We start from the raw sequence: 23,348 nt of genomic DNA, 5'->3' as shown, positions 1-23,348 counted from the left end.
CCGGGTGCCCCGGCCCTCTCGTTCGGCGGCCGGCCGCCTGCCTCGCCTACTCCACTCGCCACTTCTGGTTGGGGGTGCCCGCGCACGTCCACAAGTGGAGCTTGGTGCCGTCGACGGTGCCGTTGTCCTTGGCGTCCACGCACTTGTCGGCCTGCGGATTCACCAGGTCGCCCTCCGTGCTCATCACGAACTGCTGGGCCGGGTTGCCGCTGCACCGCGCGAGCTGGATTGCCGCCCCGTCCTCCCGCGAGCCGAACGCGACATCCATGCACAGGCCGAGCGAACGCACCGTACCGTCGCCCCGGAAGTCCCACTTCTGGTTGGCGGTGCCCGCGCACTCCCACAGCTGGAGCCCGGTGCCGTCCTTCCCGACGCCGTTCTGCGCGTCGGTGACGTCGATGCAGCGGTCCGAGTCCTGACCGATGATCAGGAACCCCACGACGGCGGCAGCCGTCTTCTTCGGCGTGGGCTGCGCGTCCGGCTTGGTGTCCGACCCCGACGACCCGGACCCGGACCCCGAACCCGCCCCGGCGCCCGATCCACCCCCCGGCTCCGGTTCCTGTGCGGGAGCCGACACCTTGGGCAGTGGCACGGCCGACACGGCCGGCTCGACCGCGGGTGCGGCCGGAGCGGACGCGCTGGGGCTGGGCGGCGGAAGGGCTCCGACGGCGCCGGTCTCCGTCAACTCCTTTGCCATCGTGTCGACTTGAGGCCTCTGAGAGATCCAGAGCATGACGAAGGTGATGGCGAGGGCGAGGAAGATGCCGAGGAAGGTGGCGAGCCAGCCGGGGAGGAAGCCGCGTTGGATGAAGGTTCCGTCGATGTCGGTGGGTGTGGTGCCGGAGCGTTGGACGGTGAGTTGGTAGGGGCGTTGTTCTTTGCTGCCGAACCAGATGATCTGGCGTGGTTTGAGGCGTGTGTCGACGAACACGGCGCGTCCGGGGTCGACTTGGACGCTGCCGGGGTGGATGTCGTAGGAGAGGTTGTCGCCGTTGTCGCTGCCGCTGATGGAGGCGGTGAGTTTGGTGTTGCCGATGTTGTCGATGGCGAGTTTGGGGCGGCCTCGGAAGCGTCCCTTGACGGTGGGCGGGACGAGTTCGGCGCGTATCTCGCTGAACGGCGTGATGGTGAGGTTGCCCTCGGGGACGGTCGTCGCTTCGGGGTGTTCCGTGGGGGTGATGCGGACGGCGTACGGGTTGGGGCCCGCCGTCGCGTCCGGGGTACGCGGGGGAGCGAAGGTCAGCTCGACCGTGCCCGTCGTCCCTGGATACAGCCGTAGCGTCTGGGGCTCCACCGTCGTCCACGGGGCGATGCCGCCCACGGGCTCGAAGCGGTATTCGTCCACCACGTCACCGGTGTTGCGCAGGCGTAAGCGCACGGTGGTGCGGTCGCCCGGGTCCACGGTCGCGGAGGCGGGTTCGAGAGAGGTCCACAGCGTCACCTGCCGAGACTAGGATCCCCGCCGCCCGGACGTCAGGAAGCCTTCGGGCACTGTCGCTGCCCGAAGGACTCCCTGCCGTGCCCCTTGGGGGCTGCCTGCCCCGGCTCACACCGTGAAGCGGACCGCCTCCAGCTGCTTGTGGCTCTCCACGCGGCTCCCGATGTATTTCCAGTCACCGGGGTCGGTGCAGACCACGCCCAGCCAGCCGCCGTCCTGCACATGGGGGTTGCCGCAGACGGAGCCCTCGAAGACCAGGATCGTGAAGCCCTGCAGGGATTCGTCCGACTCCTTGGTGCTGCCGAGGTAGAGGTCGATCCCGTCCACCGCCTTCGACGACTTCGTGTCCTTCCAGATCTTGTGCTGGAAGGCACCGGTGCCTTGGACTCCGTTGGTGCCGGACACGGCGATGTTGAGGGCCTTGATCGGCAGGTCCTTGCCCACGGTGCCGGCCTCGGCGCCGTCGCAGACCGGGGCCTGCCAGCCCTGGTCGGCGACATAGGCGCGGTAGCAGATGTGCCGGCCCGCGCTCCGGGCGGCCAGCTGCGTCACCGCGGTGGCCGCGGTCACCTCCGGTTCCTTCGTCTCCTTCTTCGGCGAGCCACCGTCCCCACCGCTCCCGCCCCCGCTGTCCGGAGCCGGGGGTTCAGCCGCCTGCGGGGGCGCGCTCACGACCGGGTTGGGGTCGGGCTCCTGGCTGGGTGCCACGGGCTGAGCCGGCGCCACGGCTGTGGGGCTGGGCGGCGGGAGGGTGTTGGCGGCGCCGGTCTCCGTAAAGTCCTTTGCTCTGGTGTCGACTTGGGGTCGTTGGGAGATCCAGAGCATGACGAAGGTGATGGCGAGGGCGAGGAAGATGCCGAGGAAGGTGGCGAGCCAGCCGGGGAGGAAGCCGCGTTGGATGAAGGTTCCGTCGATGTCGACGGGTGTGGTGCCGGAGCGTTGGACGGTGAGTTGGTAGGGGCGTTGTTCTTTGCTGCCGAACCAGATGATCTGGCGTGGTTTGAGGCGTGTGTCGACGAACACCGCCCGTCCGGGGTCGACTTGGACGCTGCCGGGGTGGATGTCGTAGGAGAGGTTGTCGCCGTTGTCGCTGCCGCTGATGGAGGCGGTGAGTTTGGTGTTGCCGATGTTGTCGATGGCGAGTTTCGGGCGTCCCCGGAAGCGTCCCTTGACCGTCGGTGGGACGAGTTCGGCGCGTATCTCGCTGAAGGGGGTGATGGTGAGGTTGCCCTCGGGGACGGTGGTCGCCTCCGGGTGTTCCGTGGGTGTGATGCGGACGGCGTACGGGTTGGGGCCCGCCGTCGCATCCGGTGTACGGGGCGGAGCGAAGGTCAGCTCGACCGTGCCCGTCGTGCCCGGGAAGAGGCGGATCGTCTGGGGCTCCACCGTCGTCCAGGGGGCGACCGGGCCGACCGGTTCGAAGCGGTACTCGTCGACGACGTCGCCTGTGTTGCGCAGGCGCAGCCGGACGGTCGTACTGCCGCCGGGATCGACGGTCGCGGAGGCGGGTTCGAGAGATGTCCACAGCGTCACCTGCCGAGCCTAAGATCCCGGCCGCAGGGACGTCAGGAAGCTCTCGGGCACGACCGCCTGCCCGAACGACTCCCTGACGTGCCCCTCAGGGGCCTGCCCCCGCTCACACGGTGAAGCGGACCGCCTCCAGCTGCAGGTCCTTGTCCATGTTGCTCCCGATGTACTTCCAGTTGCCGGGGTCGGTGCAGACCACGCCCAGCCAACCGGCGTCCTGCACATGGGGGTTGCCGCAGACGCTGCCGTCGATGACCTGGATCGTGAAGCCCTGCAGGGGCTCGTCCGACTCCTTGGTGCTGCCGAGGTAGAGGTCGATCCCGTCAGCCGCGCCCGTCCACTTCGTGCCCTTCCAGTCCCTGTACTGGAAGGCACCGCTGCCTCGGGTTCCCTTGGTGCCGGACACGGCGATGTTGAGGGCCTTGATCGGCAGGTCCTTGCCCACGGTGCCGGCTTCGGCGCCGTCGCACACCGGGGCCTGCCAGCCCTGGTCGGCGACATAGGCGCGGTAGCAGATGTGCCGGCCCGCGCTGCGGGCGGCCAGCTGTGTCACCGCGGTGGCCGCGGTGACCACGGTCACCTTCGGTGCCACCGGCTTCTGCGTCACCTTGGGCTCCGTCTTCGGCGAGTCGCCGTTGCCGCCGCCTCCATCGCCTCCGCTGTCCGGGGCCGGGGGTTCCGCCGCCTGCGGGGGCGCGTCCACGACGGGGTTCTGGGGGGCGGGCTCCTGGCTGGGTGCCACGGGCTGAGCCGGCGCCTCGGCCGTGGGGCTGGGTGGCGGAAGGAGTTCGACGGCGCCGGTTTCCGTGAACTCCTTTGCTCTGGTGTCGATTCGGGGGTTCTGGGAGATCCAGAGCATGACGAAGGTGATGGCGAGGGCGAGGAAGATGCCGAGGAAGGTGGCGAGCCAGCCGGGGAGGAAGCCGCGTTGGACGAAGGTTCCGTCGATGTCGACGGGTGTGGTGCCGGAGCGTTGGACGGTGAGTTGGTAGGGGCGTTGTTCTTTGCTGCCGAACCAGATGATCTGGCGTGGTTTGAGGCGTGTGTCGACGAACACCGCCCGTCCGGGGTCGACTTGGACGCTGCCGGGGTGGATGTCGTAGGAGAGGTTGTCGCCGTTGTCGCTGCCGCTGATGGAGGCGGTGAGTTTGGTGTTGCCGATGTTGTCGATGGCGAGTTTCGGGCGTCCCCGGAAGCGTCCCTTGACCGTCGGTGGGACGAGTTCGGCGCGTATCTCGCTGAAGGGGGTGATGGTGAGGTTGCCCTCGGGGACGGTGGTCGCCTCCGGGTGCTCGGTCGGGGTGATGCGGACGGCGTACGGGTTAGGTCCCGCCGTCGCATCCGGGGTGCGCGGGGGAGCGAACGTCAGCTCCACCGTGCCCGTCGTGCCCGGGAAGAGGCGGATCGTCTGGGGCTCCACCGTCGTCCACGCGGACACGGAGCCGACCGGTTCGAAGCGGTACTCGTCGACGACGTCGCCGGTGTTGCGCAGGCGCAGCCGGACGGTCGTACTGCCGCCGGGATCGACGGTCGCGGAGGCGGGCTCCAGGGAAGTCCAAAGGCTCACTGGGTTGTTCACTTCCCGGTTGTGTAGGTGATCTCGGCCGCGGAGAGGCAGGCCGTGTCCCGGATCATCGCCAGGGCCCGCAACACCTCGTGCACGGTGAGCCGTTGGGCATCAGGAGGCCGTTGAACGTCCGTCCTCCAGCGTTACAGGTAGAGGGTGGTTGGCGGGAGAGCCGCAGGGGCAGACGTACGGGCAGGGCGCAGCGGCATCCGGGCCCGTGGACCTCGTGGACTGCCCTTGCGGGCACGGGTGTTGCCCCTCGACAGGTACCGCAGGCCGTTCCCGTGGACGGTGCCCGCGCGTGAGGGTGAGAGGTGTCCTGTCTCGTACCCCGAGGAGATCAGAGCATGCCGTCCTACCTGTCGCCCGGCGTTTATGTCGAGGAGGTGGCCAGCGGCTCGCGTCCGATCGAGGGAGTGGGCACCTCGGTGGCGGCCTTCGTCGGACTCGCGCCGACCGGCCCGCTGAACGAGCCGACGCTGGTGACCAACTGGACGCAGTACGTCGCTGCCTTCGGTGACTTCACCGACGGCTACTACCTCGCGCACAGCGTCTACGGGTTCTTCAACAACGGCGGCTCGGCCGCGTACGTCGTCCGGGTCGGGGGTGCGGCCGGCGGCGCCGCAGGAGGGTCGGACCCGGCCAGGTCCCTTACGGGCGCGGGTGCGCAGGCCGCGCTGCCCGCCGGTGAGCCGAAGCAGCTCGGCACCTTCAGCGTGACCGCCATCGCGGGCGGCCAGGCCGGACCGAACGGTTCGCTGAGCGTCGAGGTCGCCGACCCGGAGGGCGAGGGCCCGGCCGAGCGGTTCAAGCTGATCGTCAAGGACGGCGACAAGGCCGTCGAGACGTTCGACGTGACCGCCAAGAAGGGCGGCCGCAACTACGTCGTCACGCAGGTGAAGGAGCGCTCCAAGCTCATCACCGTGCAGGAGGCCGCGCCCGCCGCGCAGCTGGTCCGTCCCGACAACCAGACCGTGGCGATCGCGGCCCCGGCCGCCTCCGCCCCGGCAGTCCCGGCGGCCCAGGACGAGGGGTCGCACGCGGGCGCCGCCGAGTACCTCGGTGACTCCGCCGACCGCACCGGCTTCGGTGGCCTGGAGGCGGTCGACGAGGTGTCGATGGTCGCGGTGCCCGACCTGATGGCGGCCTACCAGCGCGGCGCGATCGACCTGGAGGCCGTGAAGGCCGTCCAGCTCGGTCTGATCGCCCACTGCGAGCTGATGGGCGACCGCGTCGCCGTCATCGACCCGCCGCCCGGCCTGAACGCCCGTCAGATCCGCGTCTGGCGCCAGGAGACGGCCGGCTACGACTCCAAGTACGCGGCCCTGTACTACCCCTGGATCAAGGCCTTCGACCCGGCCACCGGCCAGGCCCGCATGATCCCGCCGAGCGGCCACATCGCCGGCATCTGGGCCCGCAGCGACTCCGAGCGCGGTGTGCACAAGGCGCCCGCCAACGAGGTCGTACGCGGCGCGGTGGACCTGGAGATCCAGATCACCCGGGGCGAGCAGGACCTCCTGAACCCCATCGGCGTCAACTGCATCCGTGCCTTCCCGGGCCGCGGCATCCGCGTCTGGGGCGCCCGCACGATGTCCTCCGACCCGGCGTGGCGCTACCTCAACGTGCGCCGCTACTTCAACTACCTGGAGGAGTCGATCCTGATCGGCACCCAGTGGGTGGTCTTCGAGCCGAACGACCACCAGCTGTGGGCCCGCATCAGGCGCAACGTCTCCGCGTTCCTCGTCAACGAGTGGCGCAGCGGCGCCCTCTTCGGCCAGCGGCCGGAGGAGGCGTACTACGTCAAGTGTGACGAGGAGACCAACCCGCCGGAGTCGGTCGACCTCGGCCGCGTCATCTGCGAGATCGGCATCGCGCCGGTCAAGCCCGCCGAGTTCGTGATCTTCAGGCTGGCCCAGTTCTCGGGCGGCAGCGGGGAGTTGGAGGAGTAGGGCGTCTCCTGCCTGCGCACGCGGTCGTCAAGTCCTTGAGAAACACCAAGAATTAAGAGAGTTAAGAGAGAGCCAGATGAGCCTTCAGCCGGGTGACGCCCTCACCTCACACAATTTCGGCCTGCAGATCGACGGCGTGATGGTCGAGTACCTCGCTGAGGTCAGCGGCCTCAGCATCGAGCAGGACGTCATCGAGTACCAGCAGGTCTCGGCGCAGGGCAAGCCCGTCACGAAGAAGCTGCCGGGCGTGAAGAAGGCGGGCACCTGTACGGTCGTCCGCGGTATGACGCAGTCCGCGGCCTTCAACCAGTGGATCACCGAGTCGGTCGCCGGTCAGATGGCCACCGCCCGCAAGAACGCCACGATCATGGTCATGGACTACATGAACAACCCGGTCAAGCGTTACAACATGCGCAACGCCTGGTGCAGCAAGATCGACACCAGCACGGTGAAGGCCGGTGAGGCGTCCGCGCTGCAGGAGACGGTCACGATCACGTTCGAAGAACTGGTCATCGAGTAATGCGCCGTTCTGTTCCCAGGCCGGCCGGGGTCGCGATGACCGACCCCGGTTCGGCCCCCCTCGGGGTGGCGGACCGGACGGAGGCGGCGCCGGTGACGGAGCACGTCGCTTCCGCCGCCGCTGTCCAACGGCTGCGCACCGAGTTCGAGTTCGAGCTGCCGCGCGGGTACGTCGACGAGGCCGGCACGGTGCACCGCGACGGTGTGATGCGCCTGGCCACGGCCCGGGACGAACTGATCCCCCTGCGGGACATGCGCGTCCAGGAGAACCCGGCGTACCTGTCGGTGGTCCTGCTCGGCCGGGTCATCACGAGGCTCGGCTCGCTGCCTCTCGTCCACGACGGCGTGGTGGAGAACATGTTCGCCTCCGACCTCGCCTTCCTCCAGGACTTCTACCGGCAGATCAACGCCGAGGGACACACTCGCGCCGGGGTGACCTGCCCGCACTGCGAGCAGCCCTTCGAGGTCGAACTCGGCGGGAGCCGCCTGGGGGAATCGTGACGTACGCGAGCGACCGGCTGTACGAGGAGATCGCGTACGTCGCCTACCACTTCCACTGGAGCATGGACGAGATCCTGGACCTCGAACACCGCGACCGACGCCGTTACACGGACCAGATCGCGGCCCTTGTCACGCGCGCCGCGGGCGAGGGGTGAGGGTATGGGGATCGTCGAACGGCTGAGGTCGGGGCGTGGACGGGGAGCGCGTCGCAGTGAGGCCGCCCAGGCGGTAAGTTCCGCCCCCAGCGGGGGAGTTGATGTCGGGGGCGAGGCGCAGGGCGGGGACACGTCCCGTCCCGGGCCGCGTACCCCGTCGGCCGGGTGGTCCGCGTTGCCGCCGATGCAGCGCGCGACCGCCGTCGGCCGGACGGCGGTCGCCGACGCCGGCTTCGCCGACCGCCTCACGACCTGGCAGAACCCCTCCTTCACCGGAACCCTCTCCCACGCCGTCCTCGACGACGCCCCGAGCGGCCTGGTGAAGGGGGCGCTCGTCGAGTCGCGGGGGCCGGGGACGGGTCTTGAACTGCCCTCCCTGTCACTGCCGTTGGCCATGGCGGAGGAGGAGACCACGAGTGCGGCGCCGGGTGCGTCGGCAGGTGCTGCTGCCTCCGGTGCGGCTTCGGGCGTGCCCTCCGTTCAGCGCGTGACGTTTCCGGGGGCGGTCGCGCGGGCGGCCGGGCCTCGGGTTGTGCCGGTGAGGAGTTCGGGGGGTGGGCCGTCGTCCTTGGGGACGGTGGCTTCCTCCGGCGTGTCTCCTGTTACGGCTGCATCCTCTGTGTCCCCGGCCGGGGACACGGGGGCAGTTGCCGGTGCGGCGCCGATGCCGATGCCGGTTGTGCGGCGACGGTCGGCCGGGGGGACGGTGCCTGTTTCGGCGGGTGCGCTGCCTGTTGCCGGTGGGGCGCCCCCCGCGGGTTCCGGGTCCGGTTCGGGTGGAGCGGCTGTTGCGGGTACGAGTACGGCGGGCGCCGGGGTCTCCTCCGTTGCCGTGTCGCCGTCCGTGGCCGGGGCTGTGCCGCTGACCAGGGTCTCCGGTGCGCCGGTGCTGCAACGGCGGACCCTGCCGGTGGCGAGGAAAACTGCGGGGGCGGCCACGGGAGGTTCCGGCGGCGGTTCTACGGCTGCGGGCGCTCCCGGGGTTCCGGCTGCTGTTGCCGATGCCCCGGCTGCCGCTCCGGAGTCTCCGGCCGCCGCCTCGAACGTACCGGCGGTTTCCCTGCCCGGACCGGCCTCCGCTTCTGCTGGTTCGGCCGCGATCCCGGCGGGACCGGGCACCGCTTCCGCAGAACCGGCCGCCACCTCGAAGATGCCGACCAGTGTCCCCGTACGGCCGACTGCGGCTCCCTCGGGTTCCGGTGTGGCGTCCGTGCAGTTGGCCCCCGGCGGCGAGACACGTACCGCTGCTTATGCGGCGAGGCCTGCTGCCGCTCCGGCGCGCCCGGTTGCCGCCCCCGGAGACTCCGTCCCGGGGTCTGCGGCACGGGCCGTCGGTCAGGTGCGACCGGCTTCTTCCTCGCCGACGCCCGCGCCCTCACCAATACCCCCTTCTTCTTCGGCGCCGGTAGCGCGTCCTGCGCCTGCGGCGTCGGGTACGGCTGCTGTCGCTCCGGCGGGGCCAAGTACGGCTCCGGTACGTCCTGTTGCTGCGTCCGGGGGTGCTGTCCCGGCGTCCGCCGCGTCGGCGGGACCAGGAGAGCCGGTGTCTCCGGCGCCGGGCGCGGCCGTCGTGCAGAGGTCCGCGTCCCCTGTCTCCGGGTCGTCAACCGGCGTGCCGGTGACGTCGGTTGAGGCCGCCGCAGGCTCCGTGTCGAGGTCCGGGGTGTCGGGCGCGCCCGTGGTGCAGAGGGCCGCCGGTTCGACGGGGCCGACTGCCGCCCCGGTGCGCCCGGTTGCCGCGACGCCGGGCAACCCCGAATCGGCGTCTGCGGCGCCCTCAGCTGCTCCAGCCGCCGTACAGGGCGTCGCCCCGACGCTCCCTGTTGTCACTCCGTCCGGCCCAAGTGCCGTGTCTCCGGGACCGGTTGGGCCCCGCGCCGCATCGAACACGCCCCCGGTGCAACGAGCCGTCACCTTGACGGGACCGGCGACCACCCCGACGGCGTCGGCGACGACCCCCGTGGGACCGGTTACCGCGTCAGCGAGCCCGAACCCGAACTCGAACCCGAGCTCGAAGCCGTCCCCCGACAACCCGAACCCGGCGTCCAGCGCCCCGGTTCGGCAGGCACCCTCCGCCGACGCGCGACCCGCCAACTCGGCGCCCCCGGCACGTACTTCCGCAACCCCGGGATCAGGCGCGACGCCGCCCAGCGCCCCGACCAACGCCGTGCCCGTCGCCCGCAGCGTGGCGCCGGCGTCCTCCCAAGCGCCGCAAGCCATCGCGCCCCGCCCGTCGAACACCGCATCCACCGCCACCCCGGCCATCCCGGGCCCCGCCACTCACCAGGCACCGACCCCGGTCGCTCCGGCCGCACCCCACGCCCAGAACAAGCCCCTCGCCGGACTGGCCGCACCGATCCAGCGAACGGCGTCCACCGAAACCCGGCGCACAGCCTCGCCCGCGCCCACCACCCCGGCACCGAGCGCGCCCCGTCGGCGCACCTCTCTGGGGGCGCCGCTGTCCGCACCGCCCGCAGGTGCGACACCGTTGGGGAGTCACGCCCCCCGGACGGCACCCGGCGTCATGGGAACCGGCGCAGGCCCCGGCATCCCTGCGATGCCGACACCGATGCCGATGCCCGCGCCCGGGACGCCTGTCCAGCGCGCCGCCACGACATCATCGACGCCCTCAACACCCGTACGTGCCAAGTCAGTTGACACGCCCGGCACTCCAATGCTGCCCGCGCCGCCCCTCCCCGCGCCGATCGCGCGCAACGCACCGAGCGTGCCGAACGAAGCCCCCGCACTCCCCACACCCTCCGCCCCGCCTGCCCGCCCCGCCGCCGTGCGACCCGTACGCTCCACCGCACCCCGCATCCAGCGCGCACTCGCCTCCGCGCACCCCCTGACCTCGTCCGTCCCCGTCCCACCTGCGGGCGCAGGGACCCCAGGCACCGCGGGGACCACCCAGGCGCTCCCCGTCGCGCCCAAGGCCGTACCCCTGAGGCGTTCCGCGCCCGCGCCGACCGCGGGGCAGCCGACCGTCACCCCCGTCCGGCACGCGCCCGGACCGGTTCCGCGCGGCGTCGGCGGCAGTACCCCCGTACAGCGCACGCATCCCACCCCGCCCCGTCCGCCGATCGCCGGCGGAGCTCCCGCGCAGCCCCCCGTTCCGTCCGCGCCCGCCGCCGTGCGCATCCAGCGGATGGCCGCGCCCAAGAGCACCCCCCGATCGTCACCGCCGCCTCCGTCTCCGCCTCCACCGCCGGCTTCGTCCGCACCGCAGCCGAAGGCGCAGCAGGCACAGCAGGCACAGCAGGCACAGGCGGCAGCTCGGCCCTCCTTCAATGCCAAGGACCTGGACGACCACCAGCTCGACGAACTCACCCACCGTCTGATCGACAGGGTCACCCGCAAGGTCCGTACCGAACTGCGTCTCGACCGTGAGCGCATCGGGAAGCTCCGTGACCCCCGTCACTGAGCCGGGCCGCTCCCGTCAACCGAGTCACCGACAAGTCCGCTGAAAGGCCCGCCATGCCCACCGATACCGACCCGGGCTCCACGATCTTCTTCACCCTCACCATCGACGGCGAGAGCCTCGGTTACTTCAACGGGTGCGAGGGCCTGTCGTCCTCGGTGGAGATCGAGCACCACCAGGAGGGCGGCAACAACGGGTTCGTGTGGGCGCTTCCGTCGAGGGTGACGTTCTCGAACATCCGGCTGACCCGGCCGCTGACGCCGGACACCTCCAAGGTCGCCGCCTGGATCTCCAGCGTGACCACGGGAGTCACCCGGCCGACCGCGCAGATCGCCGCGCTGCGGGCGGACGGTTCGGAGGTGGCGCGCTGGGGGCTCATCGACGTACTGCCCGTGAGCTGGCAGGGCCCCTCCCTGGACCCCGCGAACCCGAGCGTGGCCACGGAGGTCCTGGAGATCACCCACCACGGCTTCACGGACTGAGCGAGCGGACGAGAGCGGACGAGGACGAGGGACGGGACACGGAACCACATGGCCAAGGGAAGCAAGGGCGGCAAGGGCGGTGCCGGGAAGAGCCTGGTGCGGGCCACGCTGGCCATTCACGAGCCGCCGATCGGCTACAGCACCACACCCGGCGGGCTCATCAAGAACTTCAGCTTCGACTTCAACCCCTCCCAGCTCTCGCTCAGCCGCCGCGCCCAGTGGAAGACCACTCCCACGGCGGCCGTCCGGGACGGCTCACTGCCGGAGTTCCTGGGGCCGTTGCCGCGCGAGATGACCGTCGAGATCTTCCTCGACTCCTCCGAGGAGCCGAGCAGCAACAGCGTGCTGAAGAAGGTCGAGGCGCTCTTCTCCTGCTGCGAGACGACCGCCAAGAGCATCGCCGCCAAGCAGTCGTCCACCCCCTGGGTCGTGTTCGAATGGGGGTCGTTCTCCACCGCGCGGTTCACCGCGTACGTCAGTGCCGTTGACGCGACCTACACCCTGTTCGGGACGACCGGGGTGCCCATCCGGGCCACCTGTCAGGTGCATCTGCACGAGATCCCCAGCAAGACCAAGGGGCAGAACCCGACGTCCGGCGCGCTCACCGCGCGGCGCGTGCACCGGGTCGTCGCCGGGGACTCCCTGCAGTCGCTCGCCTGGCGGGAGTACGGCGACGCCACCGCATGGCGGGCCATCGCCGAGCTCAACGGCATCGACGACCCGAACCGGCTGCCGAACGGGTTCGAACTCATCCTGCCGGCGGCAGAGGAGGCGGGCGCCTGATGGTCCAGATCGCCTTCTCCAGTCAGATCAGCGTCAAGCTCGGCGGCGCGAAGCTGCCCGACGACATCGCCTCCCTGCTCGTCGGCGGCTGGGTCGACCTGGGGGCCGGGGTGCCCGGGGCCTTCCGCCTCACCTTCCGCGACCCCTACCACCTCGTCCTCGGCAAGCTCGGCGTCGACTTCGGAACTCCCGTGATCCTGGCGCCCGTTGCGGCCGGCAAGGGAGCCGCCGACCCGTTGATCACCGCCGAGGTCACCGGCATGGAGACCGACTACGACGGCACCGGCACCTTCACCGTCATCCGTGGCTACGACCCCGGGCACCGGCTGATGCGGCAGAGCCGGGTCGCCGCGTACCGCAACCAGACGGCCTCCGACATCGCGCGGAAGGTCGTCACGACGGCGGGGGTCAAGGTCGGGAAGATCCAGGCCACCAAGACCGTCTACGAGTTCATCAGTCAGGCCAACGTGACCGACTGGGACTTCCTCGCGCGGCTCGCCGACGAGAACGAGATGGTCATGTCCCTTGACGCGAAAGGGAAGTTCCAGTTCGTCACCCCCGATCCGGCGTCGGGTGCGCCGCCGGTCAGTACACCGGGTGAGAAGAGCCCCTTCGTGCTGGAGGCCGGTACCGACGTCCTGCGCTGCCGGGCCGCCGTGACCTCCGCCGACCAGATCGCCAAGGTCGAGGCGCGGGGCTGGGACGTGACGACCAAGAAGAAGCTCACCGCGATCTCGCCGGCCGCCACGACCCCGCTCATCGGCATCGGCACGACCCCGAAGAAGGCCTCCGCGCCCTTCAAGGCGGGCGTGCTCGTCGAGACCGGCACCCCGTACGACCGTCAGTCCGAGGTCAAGTTCGCAGCCGGCGCCCTCGCCGACGACGTCACCTCCTCCTTCGCCGAACTGGAGGTCACCGTCCGCGGAAATCCCAAGCTGCGGCCGGGAATTCCGGTGACACTGGCGGACGTCGGCAAGCCCTTCGAGGGCAAGTACACCTGCACGTCCGTACGGCACGTCTTCGGCGACGGCGACCACTACGAGACCCTCGTGACGGTCAGCGGACGCCAGTGGCGCTCCCTGTTCGGGCTCACCTCCGGGGGCGCCGCGACCACCGCACCCCGTCTGCCCGGCGTCGCCAACGCGCTGGTCACGGACGTACAGGACCCGCTCAAGCAGGGGCGGGTGAAGCTCCAGTTCCCCTGGCTGGACGACACGTACGTGAGCGACTGGACGCGAACCGTGCAGATGGGCGGCAAGGGCGGGGGCGGGATCTTTCCCTTCGACGTGGGCGACGAGGTGCTGGTCGCCTTCGACCGGGGGGCACTCGACCATCCCTTCGTCGTCGGCGGGCTCTACAACGGGCGGGACAAGCCGACCGTCGTCAAGGACGTGTGGCTGCACGACCCGCTCAAGAAGAAGGCCATCCGGCACACCCTGTCCGACCGGGAGGGCAACCGGGTCGACCTGCTCAGCCAGCAGACCGGCGCCCGAAAACAGGGGGTGCGCATCGCCAGCGGCAACGACCGGCTGACCATCAACCTCGACCGCACCAAGACCGAGATCACCGTGGACAGCGCCGGGGCCATCAGCATCACGGGCGGCACCTCGGTGTCCGTGGACGCCGGTACCGATCTGACGCTGAGCGCACGCCGGGCCATCAACATCAGGAGCGGCGGCTTTCTCAACCTCCAGGGCCGCGGCATGGTCAGCCTCAAGTCGCTCGGCGGGGCGGTCAACGTGGACGCGGTGGGCGCCCTCAGCCTCAAGGCGGCGGGCGCCGCGACCATCAGTACGGCCGGCACCATCCAGGTCAACTCCGTTGCCAACGTGGGCATTCGAGCCGTCAGCGTCATGCTGAACGGCCTGGTGACGGTCAACAACAAGCCGTACCCGATTCCGTAGACCAGATTCCGTAGACCCGATCCCGTAGATCCGATTCCGTCGGTCCGATTCCGTTCCCGTAAGGCAGGTGGGCCTGAGATGGCCGAGCAGTTCGTCGGTTCAGGGTGGGCGTTCCCGCTGCGCATCGGGCCCACCGGGGGCATCGCCCTCGTCAGCGGGGAGCGGGAGGTCGAGGAGGCCATCCGGCTGGTGCTGGCCACCGCGCCGGGGGAGCGGCCGATGCGGCCCGAATTCGGGTGCGCCATCCATGACTTGGTCTTCGCGCCGGTCAACGAGGCCACCGCCGGCCGCATCCAGCACGAGGTGTACAGCAGCCTCGACCGCTGGGAGCCGCGCATCGAGGTCGACGACGTCGAGGTCACCGCCGGCGCCGAACAGGGCGTGCTGTTCATCGACGTCCGCTACTCGATCCGGGGCACCAACAACCCGCGCAGTCTCGTCTTCCCCTTCTACGTCATCCCCTCCCACGAGGAGCCCGACGCGTCCGGCGATCTGGGCAACTCCCTTGAAAGCGACCGCTGATCACCGATGGCCCTGCCTTCCCCGAATCTTGACGACCGCCGCTTCCAGCAGTTCGTCGACGACGCCAAGCGCTATATCCAGCAGCGCGCTCCGGAGTGGACCGACCACAACGTCTCCGACCCCGGCGTCACCCTCGTGGAGACGGTCGCGCACATGGCGGACCAGATCGTCTACCGCCTCAACCGCGTCCCGGAGAAGAACCACCTCGCCTTCCTCGACCTCGTCGGCATCACCCTGTTCCCGCCCTCGGCGGCGCGTACGGACGTGACGTTCTGGCTGTCGGCGCCGCAGGAGGAGTCGGTGCTGGTGGCGACGGGGACGGAGGCGGCCACGCTCCGGACGGAGAGCGAGGAGGCCGTCGTCTTCGCCACGGAACGCGAACTGTCCATCGTCCCGTGCGAGTTGGGGCATCTCGTCGTGCAGAGCAAGGGTGCGCCGGTCGCCGACCGCACCGCCGACCTCACCGAGGGCAAGGACGTGATGTGCTTCGCCGAGGCCCCGAGCCCCGGCGACTGCATGCTGTTCGGGCTGACCGCGGCCGTGCCGCACTGCGCGGTCGCCCTCGACCTCGACAGCCGTGTCGACGGTGTCGGCGTCGACCCGCGCCAGCCGCCGCTGGTGTGGGAGGCGTGGACCGAGGACGGCTGGGTGGCCTGCGAGGTCGACCGGGACGGCACCGGCGGCCTCAACCGGCCAGGCGAGGTCGTCCTGCACGTCCCCGGCGGCCACACCCTCTCCCGCACCGGCGGCCGGGAGGCCGGTTGGCTGCGCTGCCGGGTCACCGAGCCCCTCAACAACCAGCCCTTCTACACCACTTCACCGACGGTCCGGTCCGCCGACGTGTTCACGATCGGCGGCACCACCCGCGCCATCCACGCGGACACCGTGTACGACGAGGCCCTCGGCGAGTCGACCGGCCTGCCCGGTCAACGCCTCCGCCTGGCCAACGCGCCCGTCGTCGGCGACGACCCGCCCCTGCTCCTCCAGTCCGCCTCGGGGCCCGAGGGCTGGACGGACTGGCAGGTCGTCCCGCACTTCTCCGCCTCCGCCCCCGACGAACGCCACATCACCCTCGACGCCGCGACCGGCGAGATCGCCTTCGGCCCCGCCGTCCGCGAACCCGACGGCACCCTGCGCCAGTACGGAGCCGTCCCCGCCAAGGGCGCGGTCCTGCGGGCTCGCCGCTACCGCACCGGCGGGGGCAAGGGGGGCAACGTGGCCCGGGGCGCCGTACAGGTGCTGCGCAGCTCGATCCCGTACGTCTCCGAGGTCGTCAACCGGGAGGCCGCGCGCGGCGGCGTCGACGGCGAGACCGTCGAGGAGGCGAAGGTCCGGGCGCCGATCACCCTGCGCGCCCAGGAGCGTGCGGTCACCCTCCGGGACTACGAGGAACTCGCCCGCCGCGCCGCCCCCGAGACCGCCCGCATCACCTGCCTGGAGGGCGACGAGGGCGAGCACGGTGCCTATGCCGTACGGGTGTTGGTCGTCCCGCAAGCCGTTCCCGACCCCGGCGGCCGGCTCCGCTTCGAGCAACTGGTTCCCGGCGACGCCCTGTTGCAGCGCATCACCCGCCACCTCGACGAACGGCGGTTGATCGGGACGCGGTTGGCGGTCGGACCGCCCTTCTACCAGGGCGTCACGGTCGTCGCCACGGTTCACGCCTTCCGGGGGGTGGACACCGACCGGGTACGCCGAAAGGCGCACGACGCGCTCTACCGCCACCTCGATCCGCTCATCGGCGGCACCGACGGCAAGGGCTGGCCCTTCGGGCGTCCCGTGCAGTCCGGCGAGGTGTTCGCGGTGCTGCAACGCGTACCCGGCGTCGAGCTGGTCGACGAGGTGCAGCTGCATCCGGCCGACCCGCTCACCGGCAAGCGCGGCGAGGCGACGAACCGTATCGATCTCGCCGCGCCGTCCCTGGTCTTCTCCTTCGACCACCGGGTGCGCGTGATCGGGGACGGCGCATGAGCATCCTCAAACGGCAATTGGGGAGGGCCCGTTGAGAGGCTCCATCGACGGACTCGGCTCCTCCGCGCCCATCGGCGCGATGCTCCCGGCGGTCTTCGCCGACGACGACCTGGCGCAACGCTTCGTCGGCGGTCTCGACGACGTCGTCGCCCCGATTCTCAACGCCCTCGACTGCCTGGACTCCTACTTCACGCCGTCCCTGGCCCCCCTCGACTTCACCACCTGGCTCGGGGGCTGGGTCGGCGCCGAGATCGACGGCACCGAACCGGAGGACCGGCTGCGCGCGGCCGTCGCCGCCGCCGCGTATCTGCACCGGGTACGCGGCACCGTGCGAGGCCTGTCCGAGGCCGTACGGCTCGCCTTCGGCGTGATCCCCGAGATCACCGAGAGCGGCGCCGCCGACTGGCATGCCCGCCCCCTCGGCCCTGTCCCCGGCGACCGCCGGCCCCATCTGCACGTCACCCTGCGGCTGCCCGACCCGACGGCCGCGGACGAACACCGGCTGGACAGCCTCGTGGCCGCAGCCCGCCCCGCCCACATGCCCTACACGGTCAAGGTGACCGCCGCCGAAAGGACCCCCGAGAGATGACCAGCCAGAGCTGCGCCGAGTGCGGAACCCGGGCGGAGCCCGGCCAGTCCTTCTGCGACGCCTGTGGGGCGGTGCTGAGCTGGTCGGACCGGGAGGAACGCGCGGGCGCCGCCGCCCCCGTGTCCGTCCCGGCGACGGGCGCACGCGAGGAGACGAGGTCGGCGAGTGGGCCGACGAATACTCCGGTGAGTGCCCCTGCGGCCGGGTCCGCGGGTGGAACGCCGACCGCCGCCGACGCCCCCGCCCCCGGCTGGGACGCCTTCGACCGCTCGGGCCCCGGTGGCGCCGGCGCCCCCCGTACGGCCCTCGCCCGGCTCGACGAACAGCCGGGCGGCCAGACGGGTGGTCCGGCGGACGGCCAGTCAGGTGGTCAGCCGGGTGGTGAAGCGGACGGTCAGCCGGACGGTCGTTCGACGCCGGAGGGCGACGACGCTCCCCGCACCCCCGAAACCCCCCAGGGCGCCGACGACGACACCCTGCCCCAGCCCCCCGTACCCGCGGCCGAGCCCTCCGCCCCCGCCGGAGAGCCCGACCCCGCCCCGGACGACGCGGCGGCCCGCGCCAGGTCCCTCCTCGTACCGGTCTCCGACCCCGCACCCCGGGCCGCGCCGGAGCCGTCCGTCGCACCGGTACTGCCCGGCCGGCCGGTCGCCGACCGCCCGCAGGTCCGTACGCCGGGCCGGGAACCCGGCGTGCAGGGCGGTATCCCGTGCCCCTGGTGCGCCACCCCCAACCTGCCCGACCGGCACTACTGCGGACGCTGCGCCATGCCCCTGTCGGGCAGCGGCGGCGCCGACGAGCCCGGCCGGCGTCCGTGGTGGCGCCGTCTGCTGGACCGGGGCAACGGCGAGACCCCGTGGGCGGGGGACCGTCCGCGACTGCGCCGGGGCTTCGGCCGCCTCTGGAACTGGGTGGTCGGCGCGCTGGTGCTGGCTCTGCTGATCACGGCGGTCATGAACTTCGGCGACGCCGTGAACGGCGTACGCGACCACTTCGCCAAGCGGGCCCCGGCCGACCCCGACAAGGTCACCGCCTCCCGCTCCTACCCGGGCCACAAGCCCGAACTGGCCTTCGATAAGCGGAGCAACACCTGGTGGGGCCCCGGCGTCGCCCAGTCCGGCGACGGCGAGTGGATCGAGGCCCGCTTCGCCGAGCCGACCCGTCTGCTGGACGTCGGCATCACCCCCGGCGTCTCCAACCGCCCCGAGACACTGACCGAGTCGGCCCTCCCGAAGCGCATCGAGGCCCAGATCACGACCGCCGACGGAAAGAAGACGACCCGCTTCCTCACGCTCGACCAGGGCGCCGGCTTCCAGCGCCGCGCTTTCCGCGTCGGCTCCGTCACCTCCGTACGCTTCATCCTCCGTTCGGCGCATGCCGCGTCCGCGGACAAGCAGGTGGCCATCGCCGAGATCGAGTTCTTCGGACGGTCGAACGCGAACGCCTCATAGCCGGGGGCCCAGCGAGCGCTCCCTGACCCCTTCCAGATGCGTGAGGAACACCTCGCGCGCGTCCGGGGTCAGGGTGCGCAGCGCCACCATCGCCGTGATGACGACGTCGCACAGCTCCGCCTGGACGTCGTCCCACGTGTGGGTGGTGCCCTTGCGAGGGTTCTGCCCGGTCGCCCCGATCACCGCCTGCGCGACCTCCCCGACCTCCTCGGACAACTTCAGCATCCGCAGGAGCAGGCCCTCACGGCCGTCGTACGTCCGATGCGTGTCGAGCCAGGTCCACAGGTCGTCGATCGACTCCCAGACATCACCATCAGCCATGGGAGAAGCGTCGCACGGCCGGTGGACGCGGCCGACTGTCCCTGGCCTTCTTTCCCACCCACCCACCCACCCTCGCTGCTTCTTCAGCCCAGGTGGCACCTCTGAGGCGGGGGCCGGGGTCTTCAGTCGGTCGGGCGTTCGGGGTCGGCTTGCGCGGGCCTTGTTTCCCGCCCACCCGCCCTTGCTGCTTCTTCAGCCCAGGTGGCACCTCTGAGGCGGGGGCCGGGGTCTTCAGTCGGTCGGGCGTTCGGGGTCGGCTTGCGCGGGCCTTGTTTCCCGCCCACCCGCCCCCGCCGCTTCTGCAGCACTCCCGCAAGCACCGGGCACCCTCAAGTGCGGGCGGCACCCCTGCAAGCACCGGCGGCACCCCAAGCCCCGGCCCGCATTTCCAGCCCGTCCGGCGTTTGAGGACAAGGCCCGTTCAGGGCCGGCAGTGGGGGTCTGGGGGCGCAGCCCCCAGGGAGAGGATGGGTCGGGTAGGGGCGGCGGGGGCGAAACACCCCCACCCGAACCCCCACCGCTTCGGGTGGCGGGCCTCCGCGTGCGGTGCCAGTCTGGCCGGCATGACGATTCAGACCGCCAAGCTCAGCGACCCCGCCGTCCGGGCCTTCGTCAGCGCCGTGAACGCGCACGACCGCGAGGCCCTCGAAGCCGTCCTGGCCCCCGGCGCGACCATGTCCGACGACGGCTCGGACCGCGACGTCGCCGACTGGACCGAGCGCGAGATCTTCTCCTCCCACGGACACATGGACGTCGCCAACGAGTCGAAGGGAGGCCATGTCCTCGTCGCCAACTACAGCAACGACACCTGGGGCGAGATGCGCACGAAGTGGAGCTTCACCGTCGACGACGGCCGCATCCTGCGCTTCGAAACGGGCGAGGCCTGAACGCCGCAGAAACCGCGACGCCCGCACCCCCTTGCGCTGAAGTGGGCTCCAACTCCTAACGTCCTGAGTCATGGAGACCACGGAGACCACCGGAACCACGGGCACCAAGGGCACCACGGAGCCCACGAAGACCACCGAGACCTCCGCGCACCACCGGACCCTCGGTCGCAGCGCCATCGAGGTCAGCGCCCTCGGTTTCGGCTGCTGGGCCATCGGCGGTGAGTGGGGCGCGCCCGACGGCCAGCCCTACGGATGGGGCAAGGTCGACGACGAGGAGTCCGTACGGGCGGTCCGGCGCGCCCTCGACCTGGGCGTCACCTTTTTCGACACGGCGGACGTGTACGGCACCGGACACAGCGAGCGCGTCCTCGCCCGGGCGCTCGGCAAGCACCGTACGGACGTCGTGATCGCCACGAAGTGGGGCAACGTCTTCGACGAGCGGACACGGATCGCCGAGGGCCACAACGACAGCCCCGAGTACGTGCGCCGCGCCCTCACCGCCTCCCTCGCCCGCCTCGGCACCGACTACGTCGACCTGTACCAACTGCACCTGTCCGAGGGCGACTTGGAGGCGGCAGCCCAACTCCGTGACGTCTGCGAGGAGTTGGTGGCCGAGGGGCTGATCCGCGCCTACGCCTGGAGCACCGACGACCCGGCCCGCGCCGCCCTCTTCGCCGAGGGCCCGCACTGCGCCGCCGTACAGCACTGTCTCAACGTCATGCAGGACGCGCCCGAAATGCTCGCGCTCTGCGAGGAGTTGGAGCTGGCCAGCATCAACCGCAGTCCGCTCGCGATGGGGCTGCTGACCGGGAAGCGGGCCGCCGGACAGGCCCTGGACGCCGGGGACATCCGTAACGCACCGCCCGCCTGGCTGCCCGGCTTCACGCCCGGCGCGGGCGCCGACCCGGGCTGGCTGGCCCGCGTCGAGGGACTCCGGTCGGTCCTCACCAGCGGCGGCCGTACCCTCGCCCAGGGCGCCCTCGCCTGGCTGTGGGCGCGCAGCCCTCGTACCGTCCCCATCCCCGGCTTCCGGACCGTCGCCCAGGCCGAGGAGAACGCCGGCGCGATCGCGAAAGGACCGCTCACCCCAGGCCAGTTGACCGAGATCGACCAACTACTGGACCGGTGAGCGGCCCAACTCAAGGGGCGCGGGACTGTGTCGACATGCGGTTCCGCCGCGTGGGCGCGACCAGCCACGACAGCCCCGCAGCCAAAATCCGAAGGGAAGAAGAAATGCGACAGCCGCTCCATGGCCCGGTGCGTACCTCGCGGTCCCACGCGAGGTCCACCCCCACCCGGTGTGCGCCGTGGAGCGGCTGTCGTTCCCCCCCTCGGTGTGGTCCGTTGTGTTACCGGAACCCCAGAGCGTCAAGTGTGAAGCTCTGGTGGAGAAGGCGTGTTGAGCATATGCCCGCGACCGGCCCGAACGCTACGGAGCAATCAATTCCACTTGTGCAGGTTGAACGTCCGTTCAGCCCGCGGAATGCGCTCAGCCCCGCCCGACGAACGGCATCGCCGTCGCCAGTACCGTCGCGAACTGCACATTCGCCGCCAAAGGCAGCTCCGCCATGTGCCGCACGGTGCGCGCCACGTCCGCGACGTCCATGACGGGCTCCGGCGCTGTCTCCCCGTTCGCCTGAAGGGCGCCCGTTTGCATGCGCGCGGTCATGTCCGTCGCCGCGTTCCCGATGTCGATCTGCGAGACCGCGATCCGGTACGGCCGCCCGTCCAGCGCCAGCGCCTTCGTCAGGCCCGTCAGCGCGTGCTTGGTCGCGGTGTACGGCGCCGAGTGCGGCCGGGGTGTGTGCGCGGAGATCGACCCGTTGTTGATGATCCGGCCGCCCTGCGGATCCTGCTCCTTCATCTGCCGGTACGCCGCCTGCGCGCACAGGAACGCCCCGTTGAGGTTGGTGTCCACGACGTGCCGCCACGCCTCGTACGCCAGATCCTCGAACGGCACCCCGCCGGGCCCGAACGTCCCCGCGTTGTTGAACAGCAGATCGAGCCGCCCGAACCGCTCCCGCACGGCACCGAACAGGGCGGCCACGTCGTCGGGTCGGGCCACGTCGGCGCGTTCGGCGAGAAGGGCGCTGCCCTCAGGCGCGAGCGCCGCCGTCTCCGCCAGCCGCTCGGTACGCCGACCCGCGAGCGCCACCGACCAGCCGGCGCCCAGCAGTTCGAGGGCGACCGCACGCCCGATACCGGACCCGGCGCCGGTGACGACCGCGACCCTCGACTCCTGCCCGTCGCCCATCAGTTGGCCTCGCCGGGGTAGCGGACGCCGATCTGCTCGCGGATCGTGTCCATCGTCCGCATCACGGCGAGGGTGCCGTCGAGCGGGACGAGCGGGGACTCGGTCTCACCGGCCCGCAGGGCGCGCATCACCTCGGTGGCCTCGTGCCGGAAACTGTTGCGGGCGCCGTGGTCCGGGGCGGCGACGAACTCCTCGGGGGCGCGGCCGTCGCGGTGCAGCACGAACCGGTCCGCGAAGAAGAACCCGTCCGGTACGTCGATGCGGCCCTTGGAGCCGGTGACCGACGCGCCGATGGACGTACCGCCGACGATGGAGCAGTGCACTGAAGCGAGAGCGCCGCTCTCCCAGGAGAGCAGTGCACCCGTCTGGAGATCGACGTTCTCATCGGAGAGCACCGCTCTCGCCGAGATGCCGTCGGGCTCCCCGAGCAGCAGGTGCGCGAACGACACCGGGTAGACGCCCAGGTCGAGCAGCGCCCCGCCGCCCTGCATCGGGTCCCGCAGCCGGTGCGAGGGCGGGAAGGGCCCCTCAAGCCCGAAGTCGGCCTGAATGGTCCGCACCTCACCGATCGCACCATCCTCGACCAGCGCCTTCAGCCGCCGGACGACCGGATTGCAGTACGTCCACATGCCCTCCATCAGGAAGGCGCCGCGCTCCTTCGCCAGCGCGACCAGCTCCTCCGCCTCCCGCGAGTTCAGCGTGAACGCCTTCTCGCACAGCACGTTCCGCCCGGCCTCCAGGCACAGACCCGCGGCGGCCCGGTGCGCCGAGTGCGGAGTGGCGACGTACACCACATCCACGTCGGCGTCCTCGGCCAGCGACGCCCAGTCGCCGTAGGCCCGCGGGATACCGAACCGTTCCGCGAACTCCTTCGCGGAGGCCTCCGACCGCGAGGCCACCGCGACGAGCTCCGCGTCCGGCAGATCCACCAGATCCGCGGCCATCGCCGCAGCGATCCCGCCCGTCGCCAGAATTCCCCACCGCACGCGCTCAGCCGACATGCCAGCCCCTTGATAAGTGATCTGTGACCACTGATAAGTGATCTGTGACCTCGAACACGCTGTACGAACAGCCCGTACGAGCTGAGAGCATAGGTGGCGGATTACTCGAAAA

The 23,348-nt window shown here is 71.0% G+C and carries 22 protein-coding genes; 14 read left to right on the top strand and 8 right to left on the bottom strand.

Translation table 11 applies throughout. The features are described 5' to 3' along the window. Positions 1-46: 46 nt before the first annotated feature. The 3 genes from ACH4TV_RS02400 to ACH4TV_RS02390 all read right to left on the bottom strand — a co-directional run bounded on the left by ACH4TV_RS02400 (position 47) and on the right by ACH4TV_RS02390 (position 4,532). On the bottom strand, positions 47-1,441 hold the full coding sequence (locus ACH4TV_RS02400; protein WP_398393386.1) for a ricin-type beta-trefoil lectin domain protein: 1,395 nt from the start codon (positions 1,439-1,441) through the stop codon (positions 47-49). A gap of 105 nt (positions 1,442-1,546) precedes the next feature. Then, complete coding sequence (locus ACH4TV_RS02395; RefSeq protein ID WP_398393384.1) at positions 1,547-2,971, bottom strand: hydrolase; 1,425 nt, start codon at positions 2,969-2,971, stop codon at positions 1,547-1,549. A 103-nt stretch (positions 2,972-3,074) separates the two neighbouring features. Then, the gene (locus ACH4TV_RS02390) at positions 3,075-4,532 is read right to left on the bottom strand and encodes a hydrolase (protein WP_398393382.1); all 1,458 of its coding nucleotides are present in this window, start codon (positions 4,530-4,532) and stop codon (positions 3,075-3,077) included. 347 nt (positions 4,533-4,879) lie between these two features. Between ACH4TV_RS02390 and ACH4TV_RS02385 the strand changes: the two genes are divergently transcribed. The 4 genes from ACH4TV_RS02385 (at position 4,880) to ACH4TV_RS02370 (ending at position 7,656) form a co-directional block, all read left to right on the top strand. Next, positions 4,880-6,481, top strand: a complete 1,602-nt coding sequence (locus ACH4TV_RS02385) for a phage tail sheath subtilisin-like domain-containing protein (RefSeq protein ID WP_398393380.1) — start codon at positions 4,880-4,882, stop codon at positions 6,479-6,481. A gap of 76 nt (positions 6,482-6,557) precedes the next feature. Beyond that, complete coding sequence (locus ACH4TV_RS02380) at positions 6,558-7,001, top strand: phage tail protein (protein ID WP_398393378.1); 444 nt, start codon at positions 6,558-6,560, stop codon at positions 6,999-7,001. Beyond that, positions 7,001-7,501, top strand: coding sequence for a hypothetical protein (locus tag ACH4TV_RS02375; RefSeq protein WP_398393376.1), 501 nt, complete (start codon positions 7,001-7,003; stop codon positions 7,499-7,501). Before ACH4TV_RS02380 ends, ACH4TV_RS02375 begins: the two co-directional genes overlap by 1 nt. Next, entirely contained in the window at positions 7,498-7,656 is a 159-nt protein-coding gene (locus ACH4TV_RS02370) for a DUF6760 family protein (RefSeq protein ID WP_198655439.1), read from the top strand. Before ACH4TV_RS02375 ends, ACH4TV_RS02370 begins: the two co-directional genes overlap by 4 nt. Positions 7,657-8,136: 480 nt before the next feature. On the opposite strand, the gene ACH4TV_RS02365 is transcribed toward ACH4TV_RS02370, so the two are convergent. Both ACH4TV_RS02365 and ACH4TV_RS02360 read right to left on the bottom strand, forming a co-directional pair. Further along, entirely contained in the window at positions 8,137-8,595 is a 459-nt protein-coding gene (locus ACH4TV_RS02365) for a hypothetical protein (RefSeq protein WP_398393374.1), read from the bottom strand. A 396-nt stretch (positions 8,596-8,991) separates the two neighbouring features. Beyond that, a complete protein-coding gene (locus ACH4TV_RS02360; protein WP_398393372.1) occupies positions 8,992-9,921 on the bottom strand; it encodes a hypothetical protein in 930 nt (309 codons plus the stop codon). Between the two features lie 460 nt (positions 9,922-10,381). Between ACH4TV_RS02360 and ACH4TV_RS02355 the strand changes: the two genes are divergently transcribed. From ACH4TV_RS02355 to ACH4TV_RS02320, 8 genes are all read left to right on the top strand, one after another. Further along, the gene (locus tag ACH4TV_RS02355) at positions 10,382-11,077 is read left to right on the top strand and encodes an extensin (protein ID WP_398393370.1); all 696 of its coding nucleotides are present in this window, start codon (positions 10,382-10,384) and stop codon (positions 11,075-11,077) included. A gap of 53 nt (positions 11,078-11,130) precedes the next feature. Continuing rightward, the gene (locus ACH4TV_RS02350; RefSeq protein ID WP_398393368.1) at positions 11,131-11,556 is read left to right on the top strand and encodes a phage tail protein; all 426 of its coding nucleotides are present in this window, start codon (positions 11,131-11,133) and stop codon (positions 11,554-11,556) included. A gap of 48 nt (positions 11,557-11,604) precedes the next feature. After that, on the top strand, positions 11,605-12,339 hold the full coding sequence (locus tag ACH4TV_RS02345; RefSeq protein WP_398393367.1) for a LysM peptidoglycan-binding domain-containing protein: 735 nt from the start codon (positions 11,605-11,607) through the stop codon (positions 12,337-12,339). Then, a complete protein-coding gene (locus ACH4TV_RS02340) occupies positions 12,339-14,243 on the top strand; it encodes a VgrG-related protein (RefSeq protein WP_398393365.1) in 1,905 nt (634 codons plus the stop codon). The genes ACH4TV_RS02345 and ACH4TV_RS02340 overlap by 1 nt, the downstream gene beginning before the upstream one ends. Positions 14,244-14,321: 78 nt before the next feature. After that, complete coding sequence (locus tag ACH4TV_RS02335) at positions 14,322-14,765, top strand: GPW/gp25 family protein (RefSeq protein ID WP_398393363.1); 444 nt, start codon at positions 14,322-14,324, stop codon at positions 14,763-14,765. 6 nt (positions 14,766-14,771) lie between these two features. After that, positions 14,772-16,733, top strand: coding sequence for a putative baseplate assembly protein (locus tag ACH4TV_RS02330; protein WP_398393361.1), 1,962 nt, complete (start codon positions 14,772-14,774; stop codon positions 16,731-16,733). 31 nt (positions 16,734-16,764) lie between these two features. Continuing rightward, positions 16,765-17,322 carry a phage tail protein gene (locus ACH4TV_RS02325; RefSeq protein ID WP_398393359.1) on the top strand — a complete coding sequence of 186 codons (558 nt, stop codon included), beginning with the start codon at positions 16,765-16,767 and terminating at the stop codon, positions 17,320-17,322. Continuing rightward, complete coding sequence (locus ACH4TV_RS02320; RefSeq protein ID WP_398393357.1) at positions 17,319-18,773, top strand: NADase-type glycan-binding domain-containing protein; 1,455 nt, start codon at positions 17,319-17,321, stop codon at positions 18,771-18,773. The genes ACH4TV_RS02325 and ACH4TV_RS02320 overlap by 4 nt, the downstream gene beginning before the upstream one ends. Here ACH4TV_RS02320 and ACH4TV_RS02315 read toward each other — a convergent pair. After that, positions 18,768-19,094: a MazG-like family protein gene (locus tag ACH4TV_RS02315; protein WP_398393355.1), complete on the bottom strand. Its 327-nt coding sequence runs from the start codon at positions 19,092-19,094 to the stop codon at positions 18,768-18,770. The two genes, ACH4TV_RS02320 and ACH4TV_RS02315, sit on opposite strands and share 6 nt — an antisense overlap. Positions 19,095-19,657: 563 nt before the next feature. Between ACH4TV_RS02315 and ACH4TV_RS02310 the strand changes: the two genes are divergently transcribed. Together ACH4TV_RS02310 and ACH4TV_RS02305 are read left to right on the top strand one after the other, a co-directional pair. Further along, a complete protein-coding gene (locus ACH4TV_RS02310) occupies positions 19,658-19,981 on the top strand; it encodes a nuclear transport factor 2 family protein (protein ID WP_398393353.1) in 324 nt (107 codons plus the stop codon). A gap of 70 nt (positions 19,982-20,051) precedes the next feature. Further along, complete coding sequence (locus tag ACH4TV_RS02305; RefSeq protein WP_398393351.1) at positions 20,052-21,110, top strand: aldo/keto reductase; 1,059 nt, start codon at positions 20,052-20,054, stop codon at positions 21,108-21,110. 360 nt (positions 21,111-21,470) lie between these two features. Here the strand turns inward: ACH4TV_RS02305 and ACH4TV_RS02300 are convergent, their stop codons facing one another. Beyond that, positions 21,471-22,235, bottom strand: coding sequence for an SDR family oxidoreductase (locus ACH4TV_RS02300; protein WP_398393349.1), 765 nt, complete (start codon positions 22,233-22,235; stop codon positions 21,471-21,473). Beyond that, positions 22,235-23,236 carry a Gfo/Idh/MocA family protein gene (locus tag ACH4TV_RS02295; protein ID WP_398393347.1) on the bottom strand — a complete coding sequence of 334 codons (1,002 nt, stop codon included), beginning with the start codon at positions 23,234-23,236 and terminating at the stop codon, positions 22,235-22,237. The genes ACH4TV_RS02300 and ACH4TV_RS02295 overlap by 1 nt, the downstream gene beginning before the upstream one ends. Between the last annotated feature and the right edge of the window lie 112 nt (positions 23,237-23,348).

Origin of the sequence: Streptomyces sp. NPDC020898 (assembly GCF_044333925.1) — a bacterium.
Lineage (GTDB): Bacteria > Actinomycetota > Actinomycetes > Streptomycetales > Streptomycetaceae > Streptomyces.
The sequence above is the reverse complement of the archived record's forward strand: the minus strand, read 5'-3'. Positions and strand labels throughout refer to the sequence as shown.

Coding starts and splice junctions, on each gene's coding strand:
- ACH4TV_RS02360 (WP_398393372.1), bottom strand. CDS start 9,921: ATGGCCGGGGTGGCGGTGGATGCGGTGTTCGACGGGCGGGGCGCGATG.
- ACH4TV_RS02335 (WP_398393363.1), top strand. CDS start 14,322: ATGGCCGAGCAGTTCGTCGGTTCAGGGTGGGCGTTCCCGCTGCGCATC.
- ACH4TV_RS02305 (WP_398393351.1), top strand. CDS start 20,052: ATGGAGACCACGGAGACCACCGGAACCACGGGCACCAAGGGCACCACG.
- ACH4TV_RS02385 (WP_398393380.1), top strand. CDS start 4,880: ATGCCGTCCTACCTGTCGCCCGGCGTTTATGTCGAGGAGGTGGCCAGC.
- ACH4TV_RS02345 (WP_398393367.1), top strand. CDS start 11,605: ATGGCCAAGGGAAGCAAGGGCGGCAAGGGCGGTGCCGGGAAGAGCCTG.
- ACH4TV_RS02380 (WP_398393378.1), top strand. CDS start 6,558: ATGAGCCTTCAGCCGGGTGACGCCCTCACCTCACACAATTTCGGCCTG.
- ACH4TV_RS02375 (WP_398393376.1), top strand. CDS start 7,001: ATGCGCCGTTCTGTTCCCAGGCCGGCCGGGGTCGCGATGACCGACCCC.
- ACH4TV_RS02300 (WP_398393349.1), bottom strand. CDS start 22,235: ATGGGCGACGGGCAGGAGTCGAGGGTCGCGGTCGTCACCGGCGCCGGG.
- ACH4TV_RS02340 (WP_398393365.1), top strand. CDS start 12,339: ATGGTCCAGATCGCCTTCTCCAGTCAGATCAGCGTCAAGCTCGGCGGC.
- ACH4TV_RS02320 (WP_398393357.1), top strand. CDS start 17,319: ATGACCAGCCAGAGCTGCGCCGAGTGCGGAACCCGGGCGGAGCCCGGC.
- ACH4TV_RS02315 (WP_398393355.1), bottom strand. CDS start 19,094: ATGGCTGATGGTGATGTCTGGGAGTCGATCGACGACCTGTGGACCTGG.
- ACH4TV_RS02310 (WP_398393353.1), top strand. CDS start 19,658: ATGACGATTCAGACCGCCAAGCTCAGCGACCCCGCCGTCCGGGCCTTC.
- ACH4TV_RS02350 (WP_398393368.1), top strand. CDS start 11,131: ATGCCCACCGATACCGACCCGGGCTCCACGATCTTCTTCACCCTCACC.
- ACH4TV_RS02330 (WP_398393361.1), top strand. CDS start 14,772: ATGGCCCTGCCTTCCCCGAATCTTGACGACCGCCGCTTCCAGCAGTTC.
- ACH4TV_RS02295 (WP_398393347.1), bottom strand. CDS start 23,236: ATGTCGGCTGAGCGCGTGCGGTGGGGAATTCTGGCGACGGGCGGGATC.